The following is an 18,653-nucleotide window of genomic DNA, read 5'->3' as shown; positions in this document are numbered from 1 at the left end:
TGTTATCCTTTATGCACTTGGTATTCATAAACATCTTTCTTCTCAGACAGATGAGCGAACGTGGAAAGCACAAGGCCGAGAGCCGTCATCAGCGCACCGCCGGCAAACAGCCATGAGTAAGATCCCGTTCCCCCGAGAATCAAACCGCCGATCCAGGCGCCGAGCGCGTTTGCCAGGTTAAAGGCGGAAACGCTCACCGCAGCGGCTATTGTCGTGCCGTTTTCAGAGGAAGAAATAACCTTGGTCTGCAAAAGCGGCGGCGTGCCGAACGCACATGCGCCGAACAAAAATGTCGCTGAAACGGCTGCGGCGGGAAAAACAGCGATATAAGGAAAAATCGCCAAGACGCCGATCAGGCCGATCATCACACCGATCATCGTGCGCGTCAGCAGTTTGAGCGGCACTTTCCCCGCGAAGAAATTCCCCGCCACTCCGCCGAGACCGTAGGCAAATAATGCGCCTGTAATGCCGACTGTGCCGAACCCCGCTGAATCTCTTAAAATCGGCTCAATAAACGTGTAAGCGATAAAGACGCCTGAGTAGCCGAGAATGGTGATCGCAAAGGAAAAAATCACTTGTTTATGCTTAAAGACACTCCATTCATTCATCAGCATCGGAATCACTTTCGGTTTTCGGTTCGGTACGACCAGCATCAGTCCGATCAGCCCGATCAGGCCTAAAACAGAAATAATGAAAAAGACGGCCCGCCAGTTAAGGGCATCCCCTAAATAAGAGCCGAACGGAACGCCGAGCATCAGCGCCACGGTTAATCCGCCGTTCATGGAAGCCGCGGCGGCGGAACGTTTTTCAGGCGGCACCATTTCACTCGCAAACACCATGGCGATCGCAAAAAAAGCTCCGTGAATGGATGCGGATAAAATTCTGGAAATCGCCAGCACGGCGAAGTTCGGCGCAAAGACGCTCATCAGGTTGGCAAGCACGAAGATGCCCATCAACCCTAGCAGCACCGGCTTTCTCGGCAGCTTAACCGCGATAATAGTTACGATCGGGCCCGTCAGGCAGACGCTTGCCGCGTACGCCGTAACAAGCATGCCCGCTGAAGATACATGTATATGAAAGTCATCGGCAATCGACGTCAGAATACCCATAACAGCATATTCCGTATACCCGATGGAAAATGTGCAAATCATTAAAACAAAAATCATTAATTTCACAGATGGCTGTTTCATTTTGATATTCAACGCAAATCGCCTCCTTTTTATTAAAAAACAACGAATTCCATCTTAAAAGATATCAAAAATGAATTCAATCATTTTTTACTGAAAGGTTGAAACGAATGTGCCCGAAAAGAAAAAGAGGCCGGAACCGGCCTCTTTTGTTATTATTTTTCTTTTAAAACGGAAATCGGCAGTGCTTCTTCCCCGTCAGACGGGGAAGATCTGTGTCCCCAGGCGAATACGCCGTTGATGTAATCAATGCGGAAAGTGTCATCAGAACCTTCTATCTGATACACCCCGCCGGGCCGAAAGTCTTCCGGGTTCAGCATGTAAGCTTTGGCCATCGTAATTTTCCGTTCAAGCACGGCCAGTTCATTTACAATGCCCATCTGTTCCGCTTTACGCGCTTTTTCCGTCAGTCCCGCAATTTCTGTCTGTAGTTCATGAGGCGTCATTTGACTGTATCGTTTGTCCATTTCAGTTTACTCCTCTTCCTGCAAGAATTGATCAATATCGTCAATTGAGAATCCTTTTCTGAATAAGTACTGTTTGACCTTCATTCCGCTTTCATAGCTGCCGTCATAGCGGTATTTCCTGATCGCTTTTTCCGCATGAGCCTTCAGAGCTTCCATCTCGGCTTCATCATCATTTTCATACTCCGTCTGCTCCAGAGCGGCATTGATGACGTCGAAAGGGAAACCTTTTCGCTGAAGCTGCATCTGCGCCCGCTGTCTGATCTCTTTTGTGGACAGCTTTTTGTCTTTTTTGAGGATTTTGCCGATATGTTTCAGCGCTTCTTGTATCTGCTCATCAAATGTAAACGCGCTGAGCGTCTCCTTGATGGTATCGTCGTCTATTCCTTTCGCTTTCAGCTCGCGGAACAGGACGTCAGGGCCTTTGCCGTTTGTTTTTTTGTGGGTGCTCGCATAGGCTTCGGCAAATTCTTTGTCATTTAAGTAGCGGTAATCGTACAGTTTATGGATGACTTCAGAAATGACCATGTCCGGTGTTTCTTTTTTCTTCAGGTGATCCCGGACTTCTTTTTCAGACCGCATCCGATATGATAAAAATTCTACGGCGCGGTTAAAGGCTTTTTTCACGTCATCACCGTGCTGGATTTCAAGAATGTCAAGCTCGTCCAGTTCTTTCCCTTTTTTTAGGTCAAAACGCACAAGCACGTCGGCGTCGACGCTGAATGCATATTTCTCATCAAGAAAGATGTTGAAGCGCTCGGTATTTTTCTTTTGGGTCGATATTTTTGTAATAAACGGCATCCCGGTCTCCTTTCCCGCCCCGATGTTCAGGCGTTTTTCTTTTTGGCAAATGAGGTACAGTATATGTATCAACGTGTAAGGAGAGATGGATATGAATATCGCGATGACAGGCGGCACTGGTTTTCTGGGCCGGCATCTGACAGGTGTGTTTACCCGCCGGGGACATCATGTCTATATTTTATCAAGAAAACAGAGAGAAACCGAACAAAAAAATGTGACATATGTTCAATGGCTGGCCGAAAACGCGGCGCCTGAGCGCGAGCTTCCCCCTATTGATGTATGGGTGAACCTCGCCGGCAAATCCATCTTTGACCGCTGGACGGACACAACGAAGGAACAAATCATTTCAAGCAGAATAGAAGCGACGAGAGAAGTCAGACGGATTATGAAGCAGCAGCCGAAAAAACCCCGGACTTTGATTCAGGCAAGCGCCGTCGGCATTTACGGCACAAGCACAGAGAAAACGTTCACTGAGCAGTCCGATACGTCAAATGAAGACTTTCTCAGTCATACGGCTCATATGTGGGAGCGTGAAGGCCAGAAAATTGAAGCGCTCGGCATCCGGACGGTATATGCCAGATTCGGCGTGATGCTCGGTGAAAAAGGCGCCCTGCCGCTCATGGTTCTCCCTTATAAGCTGTTAGCGGGCGGCACCGTCGGCTCTGGACGGCAGTGGCTGTCATGGGTTCATGTCGATGACGCCGCGGAACTTATTGCTTTTGCGGCGGAGCATGATGACTTGTCCGGTCCCATGAATGTGACATCGCCGAATCCCGTAGAAATGAAGCAATTCGGAAAGACGATCGCAAGCGTCCTGCACCGCCCCCATTGGATTCCCGTACCGGAATTTTTTCTGGAGAAGGCCTTGGGAGAAATGAGCCTGCTGATCGTAAAAGGCCAGCGCGCCCTGCCTAAGCAGGCGATGACATCCGGTTTTCAATTTACGTATGAAGAACTTGAGTTGGCTTTAAAGGATATCTTATCTGCATAAAAACGGAAATAAAAGCCAATCCTATTGGTATTCTGTTTTGAAGGAGGGTCTTCTTTTATGGAAAAGAAGCGCGAAAAACATCAGCAGGGAGCCAATCTGAAAAAAATGCAGGAAGTCCTTTATTCCGGTGAATTCAAAAAAGCGGAAAGAGCAGCCAAACGGAAATAAACTGAATAAAGATCGGGACCGGGCAGATACTATGTTTGTTTGATATCACTTTTTTCAGGGGGCGATTGATATGGGCAGAAATCATACTCACAAAAACCGTGATAAAAACAAACAAAAACTTCCTCAAGTTCCGGATGCTTTGAAACGCGAAACAGACGGCACGTACGAGGAATATTCAAGCGAGCTTGCTGATTCCGCTGACCGCGAAGCGCAGGCGCGGATGAAAGCCGCTGACAACAGAGCTAAAAGCAAAACCCGCTAATACGAAATCCCCGCCTCTGTATAGAGACGGGGATTTTTTTACAACTCGGTAAACAGGCTTTTTGCCGGCGTCCGTTCTTTCGCCTTAGGCTGTTCATCCGGATAGCCCGTTTGAATGATGGCGGCGAAGCGCTCATTGTCTGCCAGACCGAAGTCTTGGTGCACCTGTTTGTCATACATGATGCGGCCGCTTTTCCAGACCATGCCGATGCCGTTTTCATGTGCGAGCAGCTGAAGGTTTTGAATCATGCCGCTCAGCGCCGCGAAATCATCGTTTCTCGTAAATTCATTTTCATCTTCTTTTAAGACGACAAGCAAAAATCCCGGAACGGCGCTGAGGTTTTTTCTCATGTTCCGCTCTTTTTCCTCGTTGAAATCATCTTTTATTTTTTTGAAAAATGAGACGTAGCTGTCCGCAAGCTTTTCTTTACCCGCTTCGCTTGCTGCGTAGATAAAACGCCATGGCTCCGTCAGTCTGTGGTTCGGCGCGTAAACGGCCGTTTCAAGCATATCTAATATGACTTCAGAAGGTACGGTTTCCGGCTTAAACGACCGGATGGATCTTCTGTTTCTGATTGTATGTGCAAGACTTTCGTTTTGCTGTAGTTGTTCGGTTTTCGGCATGCCGATTCACCTTCCTATTCAATTGAAAATGATTATCATTTATAATATAACGGATACGACCGTCTTTTGTAAACCGTTACGGAAGCTGAAAATTGATTGATTCGGCATACACGGCCGTTCCCGTCATCTCGATTTTCATCTTTTCGTTATCTTCTGTAATCCTGATTTCCACTTTTCCGTCTTTCCCGATTTCCTGGCCTTGTTCAATCGTGAGGCATTCGGCTTCAGAGCCTCCGTATTGCCGCATATAGGCCGCCATAACGCCTGAAGCGGTTCCCGTGACGGGATCTTCGGTCGTTCCGGAGAAAGGGGAAGAAAAATGGCGTCCGTGCAGATCACTTTCCGGATGAACGGTTTCCAGAGAAAACGGATGAACGCTCGCTTTCGGAAGATCGCGCAAAACAGCGGAGAATTGTGCGTTGTCCGGCACCATATTCCGTGATGCTTGAAGTGATCTCAGCGGAACAATCAGTGTCCAGATCCCCGTTGATCCGTAAACAATCGGCAGCTCGCTGTGAAAATCCTCAGCCGTAATCCCGAGCGAGGCCGCAAGCTTTTCTTTGTCTCCCGTAAACGGCAGAAATTGCGGGGGTGCCTGTTCGAGCGTGATGTATACCCGGCCGTTTCGTTCAGCGGCTTTTGCGGGAAGAATACCGGCTTTTGTCTCAATTTGATATGTCTGATCAGCCTGAAGCCTTCCCTTTTCAATTAATGCGTAAAGAGAGGCGACGGTAGCATGTCCGCATAAATTCATTTCGTGGCCGGGTGTAAAATAGCGGATGCGCAGATCGGCTTCTCCGCTTTTGCAGAGAAATGAGGTTTCATTGTACCCTGCCATTTCGGCGATCATCTGCATCTCTTCATCTGAATAATCATCTCCGTTAAAGACGATTCCCGCGGGATTTCCCAAATCAGGAATATCGGTAAACGCTTCATATTTAAACACGGTTGCCTGTTTCATTCATCAGCCTTCCTTTCACCTTATGATCATGTTATTCAGTATAACAGAGTAAAATTAGAATTTTTAGTTAATTCTTCAAAAAAAAAGACGCCTTTTAACGGCGTCTTTTTTTGGTTTTTCCGATCAGGCGGGTGACGAGAATCATCGTGACGGACAGCGATCTGTTTTTACGGTACGCCAAGTATTTCCCGCGCCACTCCGGTTTGTATTTTTCTTTAAAGGCCCGCAGCCCGCTGAAGCTGTACATATACCGGACGTTGTTGAAAATGACGGCCGCGATTCTTTCCGACCAGAAAGATGTAAAAGCCGTTCCTACGTTTGACAAAGGCGCCATGCCCATATTAAAGGTGGTATAGCCTTTTTCCTGCGCCCAGAGAAACAGACGGATAAAAAGCGCGTCCATAATACCGTTCGGCGCACTTTTCCGATAACGCATCAAGTCGACTGATATCTCGCCTTCCTGATACATCGGCATCAGGTTGGCAAAAGCGATGATCTCCCCTTCCGCGTCTTTCACGTAAGCAATCGGCGCCTGTTCCAGATAATCCCGGTCGAAGAAACCGAGAGAAAAACCTTTCTCTTTTTTCGGTCCGAGCCATTCGTCCGATATGTCTTTCAGCTTGGCGATAAACTCGGAGGAAAACGGCGGTTCCCCGACATGAAATGTGTAGCCTTCGCGGTCAAATTTGTTATTAATCGCCCGCAGCCCCGCTTTTTTCTTACCTGACAGCGTAAATGCTTCCATATCCACGAACGCCTCTTCTCCGAGCTTGAAGAAGTTATAGCCGAAGTCATGGTACAGCGCCAGATCTTCACGTTCGATCTGATAAAACATGACACTCAGCCCCTGCTTATGCGCTTCATTCAGAAATTCCTCAATCACAAGCGGAAAAGAGTCTCTCTGTCCTGACGGATCACCGAGCACGACAAGCCTTCTGGAAATCTGGCCGAACAATAAAAGCGCTTTGCCGTCGCTTGAGAAATAAAACCGCTTATCCCCGAGAAAGCCGAGATGGCTGAGGGCGTTTCCGCCTTCTTCCGCCAAAAAGGACTTCAGCCGTTCAGGATCGGCCTTTTCTCCGATCGGCTTCGATCTTTTATGATAAAAGACCGTAAACAACAGGAAAAACAGCGGCACAACAATAATGGCCGTCATCGTGGCATATGTAATGTGCGAATTGTTATGAACGAAATAATCGTGGCGCAGCAGCCGATTCATTTTATCCCAAATAAAGCCGGCAATGAGATTGTAGTTAAACAAGGCGATAATAAACAGAGCGGCGGCAAAAATCATCTGGCCGAGCGTATACGATGCCTGCTCTCTGATAAACTGCCGCTTTAACAGCACCAGCAATACGATGACGACAGGCAGAATAAAGATCGCGCTGATGTTCAATCCTTTTAAGAAACTGAACACAAAACCGCCGACCAGCGCAGCAACCGCCATTGAATAAGAACGTTTCGTCCGTTTGTATAATTCAATCGGCAAGATTAAAAGAATCAAAGCCGCGCTTAACGATAACGCGTTAAACGCAAGGAGCGCCGGGCGCGGAATATGCGGGATGACCGTCTCCCTGTCAATCGGCAGGGCAACGGACGCCAGCACAACGACTCCCGCCATGAAAACCAAAAGCGACAGCGAACCGTAAAGCACTCTGATTAAGATGGCGCGCTGGAATACGAGAAGCACGTTCGTCGTTTCCACGGCGGGCGCCATCTTCGGATTTGATTCCAGCCGTTTAAGCGTATTTTCCGTTAAATCGCCGGCCGCAAAGAACAACCCGAACACAAACGGAATAAATGAATACACAATCCGGTAGATGACGATGGATGTCACAACCGCCTCCTGCGGAAAGCCCATATTCTGCATGCCGAGCAGAAACAGAAGGTCAAACGAACCGAATCCTCCCGGCACAAGGCTGATGATTCCCCCGATAGCGGCAATGGCAAATACACCGAATACATGGCGGACATCCGCGTGAATCCCCATGACATACAGGGAATAATACATGACGACAGCCGCCGCAAACCATTCGGCAAACGATGCCCCGATGTAAGAAAAAACCGGATGCCTCGGTTTTGCTTCACCATCTTCTGCGCGAGCTTTTTTATTGTTGATCCAAGCGGCGATTAAGGCTGCCGGCACAATAAGCGCCACTCCGGCGATTACAGCCCATAGCCACGGTTTCTCACCTGTAATCTCACCGACCGGCAGAATGCGGGCAATGGTCAGGATACTGAAGACGGACAGCCCGAGCAGCGCTGAGGACGTAAGCCAGGCGATGCCTGCGACAAGGCGTTTTACGTCATTCGTATGCTCTTTGTAAAGCATCGTCCGCAGCCCGACGCCCGCCAGACCGCCGAATCCAAGGACATTGTTAAAGGAATTGGCGATAAAGGAGACCCTGAATACTTTCCAATTCGGAATGTTGAGGCGAAGCGTCCGTTTCAGCACAAAGTCATAAAAGGACATCGCGCTGACGGCAAGGAGACCGAGCAGAACGAGAATAAATAAATCGTAACGCTCAATCCCGTTAATAATATACAGCGTTCGTTTAAAAGAAAGGTCTGTCAATTCCTTTTTGGACTGATAAATGACTAAAAGCAAAACTGCAATAGGAAATAATACTTTTAATATCGATAAGGCATTCTTTTTAGTCAGCAATGTTCTCTCCAATCATCATAAAATAGCTTATTTATTATAATTCCCCCAATAATCTCCAACATATTATACACTACCACCTCACATTCAAACAAAACTCGTCTGCAACTTTCTTTCTCTGATTAAAATCAGTAATATGGTATGCAGGAGTATGAATGAGGAAGTGAGACGATGGATTATAATCTGCATGATACAACGGTATTAGGCGGCGATATTTTTTCTCCTGAGGAACGGGATATTTGGGTGCTGTACATGAAAGTGATGACCTCGGCGGGACTCGGCGATGTGTCGGAGTGGATGAAGCTTGATATGAGCATGCCGCAAATGAAGGTGCTGATGCTTCTGAACAACCACGGGACGCTTAAGGTGAGTGACATAGCGGAGAAAATGGGCGCTTCTCTTTCAAATACGACGGGGCTCCTTGACCGTTTAGAAAAATCATGTTTCATTACACGCGCTCCGTCAGAAGAAGACCGCCGTTCAGTCGTCGTTCAATTAACGGAAAACGCGAAAGATATTTTCCGCAGCCTTTATCAAAAAGGACATGTAAAATTGAAGCGTTCATTGGAAACGCTGACCGCTGAAGAAAAACAAACGGTCAATCAAGGACTTGCCATCTTGGCAAGAGCCCTTGATTCTTCCAAACAGGCATAGAGATGAAAAAGGCCTGCCGGTATCGGCGGCCTTTTTTTGTTTGACATTTAATTCACTCTAAGTGAATAATATATTCGAAGTGAATTAAAAACGGAAGGATTGATCAGTATGCCGGATCCATTGCAAACAGAAAAAAACCAGAGCCGGGCCATCACTCTTTTTACGATCGGTGTGTTCATGGCGGCGCTGGACAACGGAATTATTTCCGCTGCTCTGACGACGATTAACAGCTCTTTTGATGTTTCTCCTTCATGGGGATCATGGGGAGTGACCCTTTACACATTGGGACTCAGTGTCAGTGTGCCGATTGTCGGCAAGCTGTCGGACCGATACGGGCGGAAAAAACTGTTTATGATGGAAGTCGGCCTGTTCGGACTCGGCTCTTTGCTTGTCGCACTCAGTCAGAGCTTCCCGGTGTTTTTGGCGGCACGGCTCATTCAGGCGCTTGGCGGCGGCGGAATTTTTATAATCGGGAGTTCGCATGTGCTGGCCGTGCTTCCGAAGGAGAAACAGGGGAAAGCTCTCGGGCTTTTAGGGGCGATGAACGGTATGGCGGCCGTCCTCGGACCGAATATCGGGAGCTTTTTGCTTGATGTAACCGGATCGTGGCATTGGCTGTTCTTGATTAACCTGCCGATTGCCGCCGCTTTGGTTGTGTGCGGCTGTTTGTTTATCGCTGAAACGAAAGAGCCTGAGGCGAAACGGCTTGATCTCGCCGGCACAATGCTGCTGTCTCTTGCGATCTTATCTTGTATGATCGGTATCACGAATCTCGATGGGGCGAAGCTGTCAGAAAGCATAATGGACGTAAAGGTGTACGGGTATCTTTTGGGAGCGGCACTTCTCTTTCTGGTGCTGCTTAAGGTCGAAAAGCGGGTTGAAAACCGGGGGGGCGATCCGATTCTCGCCTACTCGCTGCTGCAAAATAAAGTGTTTCAATGGACGCTTGTCATCGGATTTTTATCGGGAGGGCTGCTCGCTGCGGTCATTTTTATTCCTTCTTATGCGGAGCAATATTTACACGTATCGGCGGAGAAAGCGGGTTATTGGATGACGCCGCTCGCGTTGGCGTCAGGCATCGGAGCGTGGCTCGGCGGGGCGGTCACGGATAAAAAAGGACCGGTCTTCTCCGCGGTTGTATCAGGCGCCATCGCCTTTGCGGGCTTCAGCCTGTTTCCGTTATGGGTGACGGATAAATGGGAATTTGTCACGGCGAGTGTCATTGCGGGGATCGGTTTCGGATTTCTGCTCGGGGCTCCGCTGAATGTGCTTGTATCAGAAACGGCGGGCCAAAACAAAGGAACAGCGCTCGGCACGCTGTCACTCGTAAGGCAGGTCGGGCTGACGCTCGCTCCGGCTTTATATGCCGGCTTCATTACAGCGGGCTTTGACCGGATCGGAGAGGACATTAAAAACCGTTTAACGAAAAGCGGCATTCCCGCTGATCAGGCGCAAACGCCCGATATCGGCGGCGGACTTTCTTCGTTGCAGGAGCAGGTAAGCCGAATCCCCGTTCCCGCCGTCAAAAAAGCGGTTTCTGATGCGATTGAAGCGGGCATTTCCAGCGGCTACCACCATCTTTATACGGCAGCCGCCGTCATTTCATTATGCACGATTGTGTCTGCGGCTGTTTTGGCGTTTTTCCGGAAGCCGGCATCCTCTAAGACAGATGCCAGCCCATCCGCCGGGAAAGCTCAGTAATATGGGCGATGTGATGTTCAGAGTGCCAGACATATAGCCCGAGCGCCTGTTCCAGCGTAACCGTCTCTTTAGATACAGGATGGAAGTATGTCCGTTTGAATTGGGCTTCCGTCATGGAGCGCAAAAGAGCGGCCCATCTTCTGTGCAGGATCGTTAACAGCTCAAGCGCATCCCCGCAAGCGGCGGTTTTGGAATCATGAAGAGCGGCCCAGCCTTTTTCATCATAAGGACGGATTTCCGGTTCATTCTCCGTTAAGCTCAATTTAAACCGGGTATAGCCGTTCATGTGGCTGTCCGCCAGATGGTGAACCACTTGGCGGACAGTCCATCCCCCTTCGCGGTACGGCGTATCAAGCTGACTGGCCGACATCGCTCTGACAGCTTGGTTCAGTTTAGCCGGAGCGTGTTCCAGCGCATTGATCCATTCTTGTTTCTGTCCGGCCGAAATCGATTCAGCCGGCTGATACTCTCCAATCGGATGGCTGAGGGTTTGTTTTTCCATTTTTGTCTCTCTCCCGCTGCTCGTATTATGAAAGTATGATGGTGATGTCGCAGCCTTCCGCTTTCGCTTCACGAAAGACCTCAAGCACACTCTCGGCGCCATTTTCTGTAAGCTGCTTGCTTTGTTCAAACTGTCTCCATTCTAAAACAAGGGGGTACTCCACCCATCCGGTCAGACAGTCCCATAAAGCGTCAAGGTTTTCACCGTAGTACTCAGGAAGGGCAAGTTCCTTTTTCAATGTCTGGTGCAGGTCGCTCATACTTCTGATTTGCTCCCCGTTAATAACTGCTTTATTCATGCGCGGCTCCTTTCTCATGATTCTATTCTATCAGTTTACCATTTTCCTCTTCAGAAGTGACCGGAGTCTGCCGCGGTTCCAGCTGGACGATGCCTTGCCCGCCGTCAACGGCCACCCTGTCCCCCGTTTTCAGTTTTGACGTTGCATTTCCGCACCCGACAACGGCAGGAATCCCCAGTTCCCGGGCGACGATCGCCGCGTGGGACAAAGGGGCGCCGACGTCCGTTATGATGGCAGCCGCTCTTGGAAAAAGCGGGGTCCAGCCTACATTGGTTGTCGACGTCACTAAAATTTCCCCCGCCGCAAAAGAATCACCGTCTTCCGGAGCATCAAGGACACGGACAATGCCCTCCACTCTCCCGGCCGCTCCCGCGAAACCTTTTAAAGTATGCGCATCATCCGTTTCCGCAGGCATAAAAGCATCGTAATAATCCGCTCTTCTGTCAGGATCCTCAGCCCATTTAAACGGATTGAATCTTCCGTTAATAACGGATGGAAACGGCGGCAGTTTTTTATAGGTTTCATAGTTTTGCTTTCTCGCTTGAATCGACGCAACCGCCGGCTCTTTCCCCGCGAGCAGATCGGTTATTTCATGCAGATACAGGAAGAAAATATCGTCCTTCATGCCGGTCATTTCCGCCGCTCTGAGCGCGAATGCTCTGGCTGTCCGGTACACTCTGACAAATTCGGATCTGGTTGTTTCTCTAATATTCGCGTATTCTGACGCTTTTTCCATTTTGGCTTTGAGCCATTTGACCTTATGAGGAAACTTTTTTTCAAATCTTCGGAAGGCCTGTTCATGCGCCCGCTGCTGTTTCAAAAGCAGTTGTTCGGCATCAATACCCGACTCCTTGTGTTCTTTGATCTGCTTCGTCAGCCAATCCCGGTTTTCTCCCGGATGCGGTATGGAAAGTTCGTATTCATGCGGGCCACGGTGGCCCTGGTTCCTGAGATATTCTTCCTCGCTCATACGGCCTTTCATGACTTGATCAATGCCGATAATCGGCTCCAGGCTGGCCAGTCCGCCTTTTCCCCTCAGATTGGAAAGCAGGAGATTCGCATCTTCTATGCCTGCGAGTTTTGTTAATTGAGAGGTTAACGACGAAGAGGATTGCGCAGAATCACGCCCGCCGGATATTAACGCAAACCACGCGTTGCATAAATACGGATAGATCTCATCGTTCCATATCGCTAATAATGCCTGCTCCGTTTCGGCGCGTTTCAGCTTTTCCTCAATATTCCGGCACCACTCCGGTGATTCGTCCAAGTAGGAGGACATGTTTTTTTTCGCTTGCTTCATTTTCGACAGATACGGTTTCAGTTTTTTCGGGATGATCTTCAATAATTCATACTTTGAGAACGGATATAAAGGTATCTTCATTTCCGCCGGGATTTCTCCCAATGTATCGCTCATCATTTTTCCAATTTTTCCGCCTTTCGGATTCAGACCGAAAGCGGCGAGAACGGAAAGAGGCTGGCTCATATTGTTATAGGCTCTGCCGCAAATATTGCCGGACCAGACATAATAGCCCGGAATGATGCCCGACTCTTCATCCAGATTCCGGAGGAGCGACCATGTCAGCGGCGTCATCACATCGGGAATCGCTTCTCCTATATTTGTGTTTGTCCATAAAAAATCACCGCTGAAAGAATCGTTCCATTCATAGGTTTCCAGATTTCCGGCTTGTAAGGTCGTAATCGGGCGGGATTGAAGAATATACAATGTCCCGCCCGCGGCGGCCCATTCAATATCCTGCGGCCCTCCAAGATCTTTTTCCAGCTTTTTCGCCAGTTTATAGAGCTTTGACGCATATTTGCGAAATTCCCCGGGGCCGTCATATTTTTTCTTGGGCCGTGCCAGTTTAAAAGAATAGGCATCGGCTTCCCCGGAAACGAGCTGCTCCCCGAGACCGTAGACGTAATTGCCTGTCATCTCCCGCCTGCTCCCCGTAATCGGATCTGCGGTAAACAGCACTCCGGATATCTCAGACGGTATCATCAGCTGGATGACGATTGCGATTTCATGCTCATCTTCCATTCCCTGAACGGCGCTGTACGCTTTTACCCTTTCTGACTGTACCGACCGGCGGACTTCATCAATCGCCCTGGACATGTCTTGATCTGTTCTGACATTCAACACCGTATCGAATTCTCCGGCAAAGGAAGCCTGAGCGGAATCCTCGCTCAGCGCGGATGAGCGTACGGCAAACAACGCAGATGCATGGCGGCTGCGGATGGAATTCACATATTGATCAACAGCCTCTCTCGCCTGATGGCGGAGCTGTCCGTCCTGAAAGGCTGACGGCAAAATCACAAACCCTTCAGGCACAGGATACCCGCTTTGATACATTTTAGAGAGAATGCTTCCTTTTCCTCCCGCAAAGGAATAAAGTTCGGCCGGAAGTTCTCCGAATGTTTTGACACAGTCATTCATAATGTCCCCGCTCCTTTTTAGTCGTTCATCCAAGCTCACAGTTTTTCTCTTTTTCACTTTTTTTGAAAGTATTTCCTATAAGTATACAATATATCGGTCTTCACAGGGGAGAAAATCGATGGCGTTATTTTGTCATAAATGCATCCGTCAAAACAGCCGCAGGCGGGGGCTTTGTATGCAGGATGTACAACTATCCGTCCTCGTGCCGGATAAAGCGGACCCGTATCAAAAAGGCGGCCGAAGCGCCGCCTTTTTTTCAGACTGTGCGGCCTTGATGCGCCGCCGTATTTCTTTTGGTCTGCTTCGGCTGATACACTTTCCCGACAAACAGGTATCCGTATCTGAAATGGTTGCACCCCCACGATACGAAAATGGGACCGAGCGTGCAGATCAAAAATAAAAGAAGGATGGCAGCCGCTAAAGGCATTGACCGCAAATAGCCTTCCAGAAGATATCCGCTGATTAAAAAGTAGGAGTGCAGCAGATAGATTGAAAACGAATAGTTGCTGATCATCATCACAATCGCGGGCACTTTTTTGAGCTTTGAAAACAGATGAAAACACAGAAAGATCATACTGACCGCGTAAATCATAATATCCGGACGCTTAGAGGAAATGGAGCCGCCGCTGATATATGAAACGGCCACAATCAATATTGCCGATACGGCCGCACTGAAGTAAACCGCATAACGGTACTGATTGATGAGCGATAAAAAACGCGGATATTCCTTTCCGCAATAAAATGCCAGACAGAAATAAAACACCCAGCCCGGAAACGGAACCCAAAAGAACGGAAAAATAGAATCAAGCCCCGATGATGCCGGCGGATGAAAGATGGAAAAGTAAGCCAGATAGACGGCGTTGATGATAAACGAAACAGACATCACCCACACGGGGGATGTGTTGTTCAGCCAGCGATGCAGCAGCATATGGAGAATGTAAAATTGAAAGATCACAAGAATGAAGTAGCCGATGAAGTTTCCTAAAAACACATTTTCTAAAAATTTACCGATCACTGAAACGAATCCGGCTCCTTCTTCCGCCACGCTTTTCATTAAAATGGCATCCACCGCGGCAATAAACAGAAACGGCACGAAAATGACTTTGCCCCTTTTCTTTAAAAAACCCGCTGGAACGCCTTTCGGGTATGACCTGGCAAGCAGAAATTCCGAAATAAAGATAAACGCCGGCGTGCTGAACATCAACAGGGTCCGAAACGCATCAACCGTATGGGCGGCACTGGCTAAGGACTCTTCCTGAATCATCAGCACCATTGAAACTGCGTGAAGCAGAACGACACTTAAACAGGACAGGCAGCGAATCACGAAAATTTCTTTTATCTGCATGCGGCCGCTCCTTTTTCACAAGCGCGCCGGACTTTGGCGTATGCTTGGCGCAGCCATTTTTCCCGCAGTTCGGGTGTGCTCGTTCTGACGACAGAAAAAAGGTTCCGCTCGGCTTTTTGAATGCCGCAAAATTGCAGAATGCTTTTTTTCAGCGTAATCCAGTCCGAGTTTTTCCGGAACCACTTTAAGTACCAGCCCGGGGAGTCCGCCGTATAAAAGACCTGTGCCGTCTCTGCCCGGAGCAGTCCTTTTACGCGGCCGTTTTCATATGTGTAGGCTTCTCCGGCGACAAGCACTCTGTCAAAAAAGCCTTTCATAATCGCCGGAACGCCTCCCCACCACAGCGGGTAGATGAAAATGAGATGATCCGCTTCTTTCATCAGTTTCCGGTATTTCTTCGTTTCAGCGTCCCGGTTCATGTCAGAGCGCTTTTTTTCGCCGCCGTACTTCAGCACGGGATCAAATTGATCGGCGTATAAGTCAATGACCGTATAGCTTTGGCCGCTGTCCTTTAAAGCCATGGCGACGTATTTTACGAGAGCCGCATTGAAACTGTTCTCATCCGGGTTTGCATACACAATCACCGTCTTCATATGTCCCTCCCAGTATTTATTAATTTTTACAATGATTATATCATGATGTCATATGAATGAGGCAAAGACACGAGAAAGGCTTTTTCCAGTTCTGCTGCCGTTTCGATAACCCCTTTCTGCATATTTTTGCTGATTTTGGCTCCGCGGATTCAATGATAAGCATCCGGCGCTTCTGCGTTTTTGAGCGGCCGTATGGTATACTAGCTGTCAAATGAATGGGCTTGGAGGACAACATGAGAATTTTAAAGTACGCGATTTTAGGGCTTTTGCGAAAAGGCGAATTGAGCGGATATGATATATCGAGCTATTTTAAGGAAGAGCTCGGCCAGTTTTGGAGCGCAAAGCACAGCCAGATTTATCCGGAATTAAAAAAACTGACGGCTGAGGGATTTATTACGTTTCGCACTGCGATTCAAGGAACGAAGCTTGAGAAAAAAATGTACACGCTGACTGACAAGGGAGAGCTGGAGCTTGCTGCCTGGCTGACGAAAAAAGACCCGATTCCGGAAACGGTGAAGGATGAATTTATGCTGAAGGCTTATTTCATCTCAGCTTTGACGCAGGAAGAAGCGGATGAGCTATTCACCGATCAGCTCGTAAAGCGGCAGGAGAAATTGTCCGATCTGGAAAACAGTTATCAAGAACTGCTGACATCGTCCGCGGAGGCGGATTCATTTTCTTCTCCTGATTTCGGCCATTATCTCGTGCTGACAAAAGCGCTTGAGCGGGAACGGAATTATATTTCCTGGCTTGAAGATATTTTGGCTCTCATCAAAAAAGCATAAACAAAACGGGGCGGCTCTGTATCTGCAGGCCGCCTGTTTACGTTCTGAGAATCACATTGATAAACGAATCAGCCATTAAAATAAGAAAAAGCAGACTGAAATAAACAATCGAATAAAAAAACATCCCCTTCGACCATTGCGTGTCATCCGCCGCCTGAAAGCCTTTGACGCTCCGATACAGCCAGATGGCCCCGAGCAGGAGAGCGGACGCGGTATAAAACGGGCTGACGTCTATATAAAGAGGAACGAGCAGCGAAACCGCAGTCAAAACGGCGATATAGCGCAGCATTTTTATTTTTGTGACGCGATTGCCTTTTATGATCGGCAAAAGCGGAATGCCGGCGGCACGATACTCTTCCTTTCGCCTGATTCCGATCGCCCAGAAATGCGGCGGCTGCCACAAAAACATAATCGCGTATAACAAAATCGCGGGCATATCAATGTACCCGGCCAGCGCGCAATAACCGATTAAAGGCGGAGCCGCCCCCGGAAAGCTGCCGACAAATGTGCTCCAGACGGATTGTCTTTTAAACCAAAGCGTATAAACGACGGCATAAAGCAAAAATGCAAGCAGGCCAAGAACGGCGGTCAGTACATTAAGCGAAGCAAGCATGATGAATCCGCATACGCCGAGACATGTGCCGTACAGGACCATGACCGTCGGCGGTATTCTTCCCGTGACGCTGGCGCGGGTGCGGGTTCGCTCCATCTTTGCGTCCATGCCGCGGTCAAAGAAGTTATTAAAAACAGTGCTTGACGCCATGACTAACGCCGTTCCGATCATGGCAGCCGCCATGGCGGCAAATATACCGGGCCCTCCGCCCGTCCTTTCCGACTGAAGCCACGCGATCCAAAATCCGCCTAATGCGGCGAGTGAATTTGAGATGATAATCCCCGGTTTGGCAAGAATGATAAAGTCCTTGACCGTCATCCGGTTTCCGTTATGCTTCATAGACTGTTCCGTCTGTGCTGCATTTGAATTCATTTGTGGAGGTTCTCCTTTTTCGGCTTATCATATCAGGAAGAATCAGGAAGCACAATTTATTTTGGGCATTTTTCACACAATTGTAAATTGTATATGAAAAGCCGCATCTTGTGACCGGATGCGGCTCTTCCCTTTTTCTATTCAAAGTCTGCCCATACAGCTCCCTGATCCGCCGAACGGACACCTTTTTCAATCCAGCGGATGCCCTGAGTTCGGGCCGGCGATGGCGGGCTCCACGCGTCATTTTTGCGCCTCACTGAGATGTTCGCTCTCTTCAGTCACACAAAAGCCGGGTGTATATTGCAAATCGACGTTCTTCTTTCCCGAGCCTTTAGAAAAATAAAAACCCTTGCCGGTTAGACGGCAAGGGTTTTTTCTTACAGTGTAAATGCGATATCCGCCCCTGATACAGGGTCTTTGACGAATACGCCCTCTTCTCTTTCTTCGATCTCAAAGCCGGCATCGGTCAGCGCTTTTGTCACACGTGACAGCTCTTTTTGATGCGGCAGCGCGATGGTGTAATAATCCAGCCCGCTTGCATTTCCCGGTTTCGGCGGCGCATGTTTTCCGGCCCATATATTCAGACCGATGTGATGGTGATACCCTCCCGCCGAAACAAACAGAGCGGACATTCCCGCGTAATTACCGACAATGTCAAAACCGAGGATATCGGTGTAAAACGCTTTGGCTTTCTGTAAATCCGTCACATGAAGATGGATGTGGCCGATAACGGTTCCTTCCGGGAGACGGCTTTTCCGTTCAGCTCCGGCTTCTTCCAAAAGCCCGTCCACATCGACGGGCGCCGTTTGCATGACATAATTGCCCTCTGCATCGCGCTGCCACGTGCTGCGGGGACGATCGGCGTATATTTCAATGCCGTTGCCGTCCGGATCAGACAAGTAAAGAGCCTCACTGACCGCGTGATCCCCCTGACCGAGCGCGATGCCGTTTTCAATCAGCCTGGCCAATGCGATGCCGAGTTCTTTCCGGTCAGGCAGAAGTATCGCGAAATGGTAAAGGCCGGTGACAGACCGCTCCGGGAGAACGATGGCGCTCGGATTTTCTTCAAGCACCAGCAGGACGCGTTTTCCGTCTGCTGACAGTTCTGCAGAACGATCTGTCTGCGAGATGACTTGAAGGCCGATGACATTTTGGTAAAAGCCGAGCGAGCGTTCCATATTTTTAATCGTCAATTTGACATAACCGATTGCTGTATCTTGATGAATGCCGGTCATTT

General features: G+C 48.8%; 19 protein-coding genes. 6 read left to right on the top strand and 13 right to left on the bottom strand.

Annotation, left to right across the window (positions count from 1 at the left end; all coding sequences use genetic code 11):
* Positions 1-2: 2 nt before the first annotated feature.
* The 3 genes from HAP68_RS03910 to recX all read right to left on the bottom strand — a co-directional run bounded on the left by HAP68_RS03910 (position 3) and on the right by recX (position 2,452).
* On the bottom strand, positions 3-1,196 hold the full coding sequence (locus HAP68_RS03910; protein WP_025650229.1) for an MFS transporter: 1,194 nt from the start codon (positions 1,194-1,196) through the stop codon (positions 3-5).
* Between the two features lie 146 nt (positions 1,197-1,342).
* Entirely contained in the window at positions 1,343-1,654 is a 312-nt protein-coding gene (locus HAP68_RS03905; RefSeq protein ID WP_003155501.1) for a YfhH family protein, read from the bottom strand.
* A gap of 6 nt (positions 1,655-1,660) precedes the next feature.
* Positions 1,661-2,452 carry a recombination regulator RecX gene (recX, locus tag HAP68_RS03900; protein ID WP_003155502.1) on the bottom strand — a complete coding sequence of 264 codons (792 nt, stop codon included), beginning with the start codon at positions 2,450-2,452 and terminating at the stop codon, positions 1,661-1,663.
* A 91-nt stretch (positions 2,453-2,543) separates the two neighbouring features.
* Between recX and HAP68_RS03895 the strand changes: the two genes are divergently transcribed.
* The 3 genes from HAP68_RS03895 to HAP68_RS03885 all read left to right on the top strand — a co-directional run bounded on the left by HAP68_RS03895 (position 2,544) and on the right by HAP68_RS03885 (position 3,873).
* Positions 2,544-3,443: a TIGR01777 family oxidoreductase gene (locus HAP68_RS03895; protein ID WP_015388526.1), complete on the top strand. Its 900-nt coding sequence runs from the start codon at positions 2,544-2,546 to the stop codon at positions 3,441-3,443.
* Between the two features lie 57 nt (positions 3,444-3,500).
* Positions 3,501-3,611: a YfhE family protein gene (locus tag HAP68_RS03890; RefSeq protein ID WP_003155504.1), complete on the top strand. Its 111-nt coding sequence runs from the start codon at positions 3,501-3,503 to the stop codon at positions 3,609-3,611.
* A 70-nt stretch (positions 3,612-3,681) separates the two neighbouring features.
* Positions 3,682-3,873, top strand: coding sequence for a YfhD family protein (locus tag HAP68_RS03885; RefSeq protein ID WP_003155508.1), 192 nt, complete (start codon positions 3,682-3,684; stop codon positions 3,871-3,873).
* Between the two features lie 38 nt (positions 3,874-3,911).
* Here HAP68_RS03885 and HAP68_RS03880 read toward each other — a convergent pair whose 3' ends face one another.
* From HAP68_RS03880 to mprF, 3 genes are all read right to left on the bottom strand, one after another.
* Positions 3,912-4,496, bottom strand: a complete 585-nt coding sequence (locus HAP68_RS03880; protein ID WP_003155509.1) for a nitroreductase family protein — start codon at positions 4,494-4,496, stop codon at positions 3,912-3,914.
* A 76-nt stretch (positions 4,497-4,572) separates the two neighbouring features.
* Positions 4,573-5,457, bottom strand: a complete 885-nt coding sequence (locus HAP68_RS03875; RefSeq protein WP_015388527.1) for a PhzF family phenazine biosynthesis isomerase — start codon at positions 5,455-5,457, stop codon at positions 4,573-4,575.
* A gap of 94 nt (positions 5,458-5,551) precedes the next feature.
* Positions 5,552-8,122 carry a bifunctional lysylphosphatidylglycerol flippase/synthetase MprF gene (mprF, locus tag HAP68_RS03870; protein WP_015388528.1) on the bottom strand — a complete coding sequence of 857 codons (2,571 nt, stop codon included), beginning with the start codon at positions 8,120-8,122 and terminating at the stop codon, positions 5,552-5,554.
* 168 nt (positions 8,123-8,290) lie between these two features.
* Here mprF and HAP68_RS03865 point away from each other — a divergent pair, with 168 nt between their 5' ends.
* Positions 8,291-8,773: a MarR family transcriptional regulator gene (locus HAP68_RS03865; RefSeq protein WP_003155512.1), complete on the top strand. Its 483-nt coding sequence runs from the start codon at positions 8,291-8,293 to the stop codon at positions 8,771-8,773.
* Positions 8,774-8,881: 108 nt separating this feature from the next.
* Positions 8,882-10,474 (top strand): MFS transporter, encoded by a 1,593-nt coding sequence (locus tag HAP68_RS03860; RefSeq protein WP_003155513.1) that lies wholly within the window; start codon positions 8,882-8,884, stop codon positions 10,472-10,474.
* Here the strand turns inward: HAP68_RS03860 and bstA are convergent.
* The 5 genes from bstA to HAP68_RS03835 all read right to left on the bottom strand — a co-directional run bounded on the left by bstA (position 10,434) and on the right by HAP68_RS03835 (position 15,646).
* Positions 10,434-10,976 carry a bacillithiol transferase BstA gene (gene bstA / locus HAP68_RS03855; RefSeq protein ID WP_003155514.1) on the bottom strand — a complete coding sequence of 181 codons (543 nt, stop codon included), beginning with the start codon at positions 10,974-10,976 and terminating at the stop codon, positions 10,434-10,436. The genes HAP68_RS03860 and bstA overlap by 41 nt on opposite strands.
* A gap of 25 nt (positions 10,977-11,001) precedes the next feature.
* The gene (locus tag HAP68_RS03850; RefSeq protein WP_003155515.1) at positions 11,002-11,274 is read right to left on the bottom strand and encodes a ribonuclease inhibitor Barstar; all 273 of its coding nucleotides are present in this window, start codon (positions 11,272-11,274) and stop codon (positions 11,002-11,004) included.
* Positions 11,275-11,296: 22 nt separating this feature from the next.
* A complete protein-coding gene (locus tag HAP68_RS03845; protein WP_014304651.1) occupies positions 11,297-13,708 on the bottom strand; it encodes a PEP/pyruvate-binding domain-containing protein in 2,412 nt (803 codons plus the stop codon).
* Between the two features lie 256 nt (positions 13,709-13,964).
* The gene (locus HAP68_RS03840; RefSeq protein ID WP_024085031.1) at positions 13,965-15,053 is read right to left on the bottom strand and encodes an acyltransferase family protein; all 1,089 of its coding nucleotides are present in this window, start codon (positions 15,051-15,053) and stop codon (positions 13,965-13,967) included.
* Positions 15,044-15,646 (bottom strand): NAD(P)H-dependent oxidoreductase, encoded by a 603-nt coding sequence (locus HAP68_RS03835; RefSeq protein ID WP_003155520.1) that lies wholly within the window; start codon positions 15,644-15,646, stop codon positions 15,044-15,046. The genes HAP68_RS03840 and HAP68_RS03835 overlap by 10 nt, the downstream gene beginning before the upstream one ends.
* 233 nt (positions 15,647-15,879) lie before the next feature.
* Here HAP68_RS03835 and HAP68_RS03830 point away from each other — a divergent pair, with 233 nt between their 5' ends.
* Positions 15,880-16,431, top strand: coding sequence for a PadR family transcriptional regulator (locus HAP68_RS03830; protein WP_024085030.1), 552 nt, complete (start codon positions 15,880-15,882; stop codon positions 16,429-16,431).
* A 37-nt stretch (positions 16,432-16,468) separates the two neighbouring features.
* Here HAP68_RS03830 and cyoE read toward each other — a convergent pair whose 3' ends face one another.
* Together cyoE and catE are read right to left on the bottom strand one after the other, a co-directional pair.
* Complete coding sequence (gene cyoE / locus HAP68_RS03825) at positions 16,469-17,416, bottom strand: heme o synthase (protein WP_024085029.1); 948 nt, start codon at positions 17,414-17,416, stop codon at positions 16,469-16,471.
* 377 nt (positions 17,417-17,793) lie between these two features.
* Positions 17,794-18,651: a catechol 2,3-dioxygenase gene (gene catE / locus HAP68_RS03820; protein WP_024085028.1), complete on the bottom strand. Its 858-nt coding sequence runs from the start codon at positions 18,649-18,651 to the stop codon at positions 17,794-17,796.
* Positions 18,652-18,653: the final 2 nt, after the last annotated feature.

Source organism: Bacillus sp. Bvel1 (assembly GCF_014872755.1).
GTDB lineage: Bacteria > Bacillota > Bacilli > Bacillales > Bacillaceae > Bacillus > Bacillus velezensis.
This window is presented reverse-complemented; position numbering and strand designations above follow the sequence as displayed.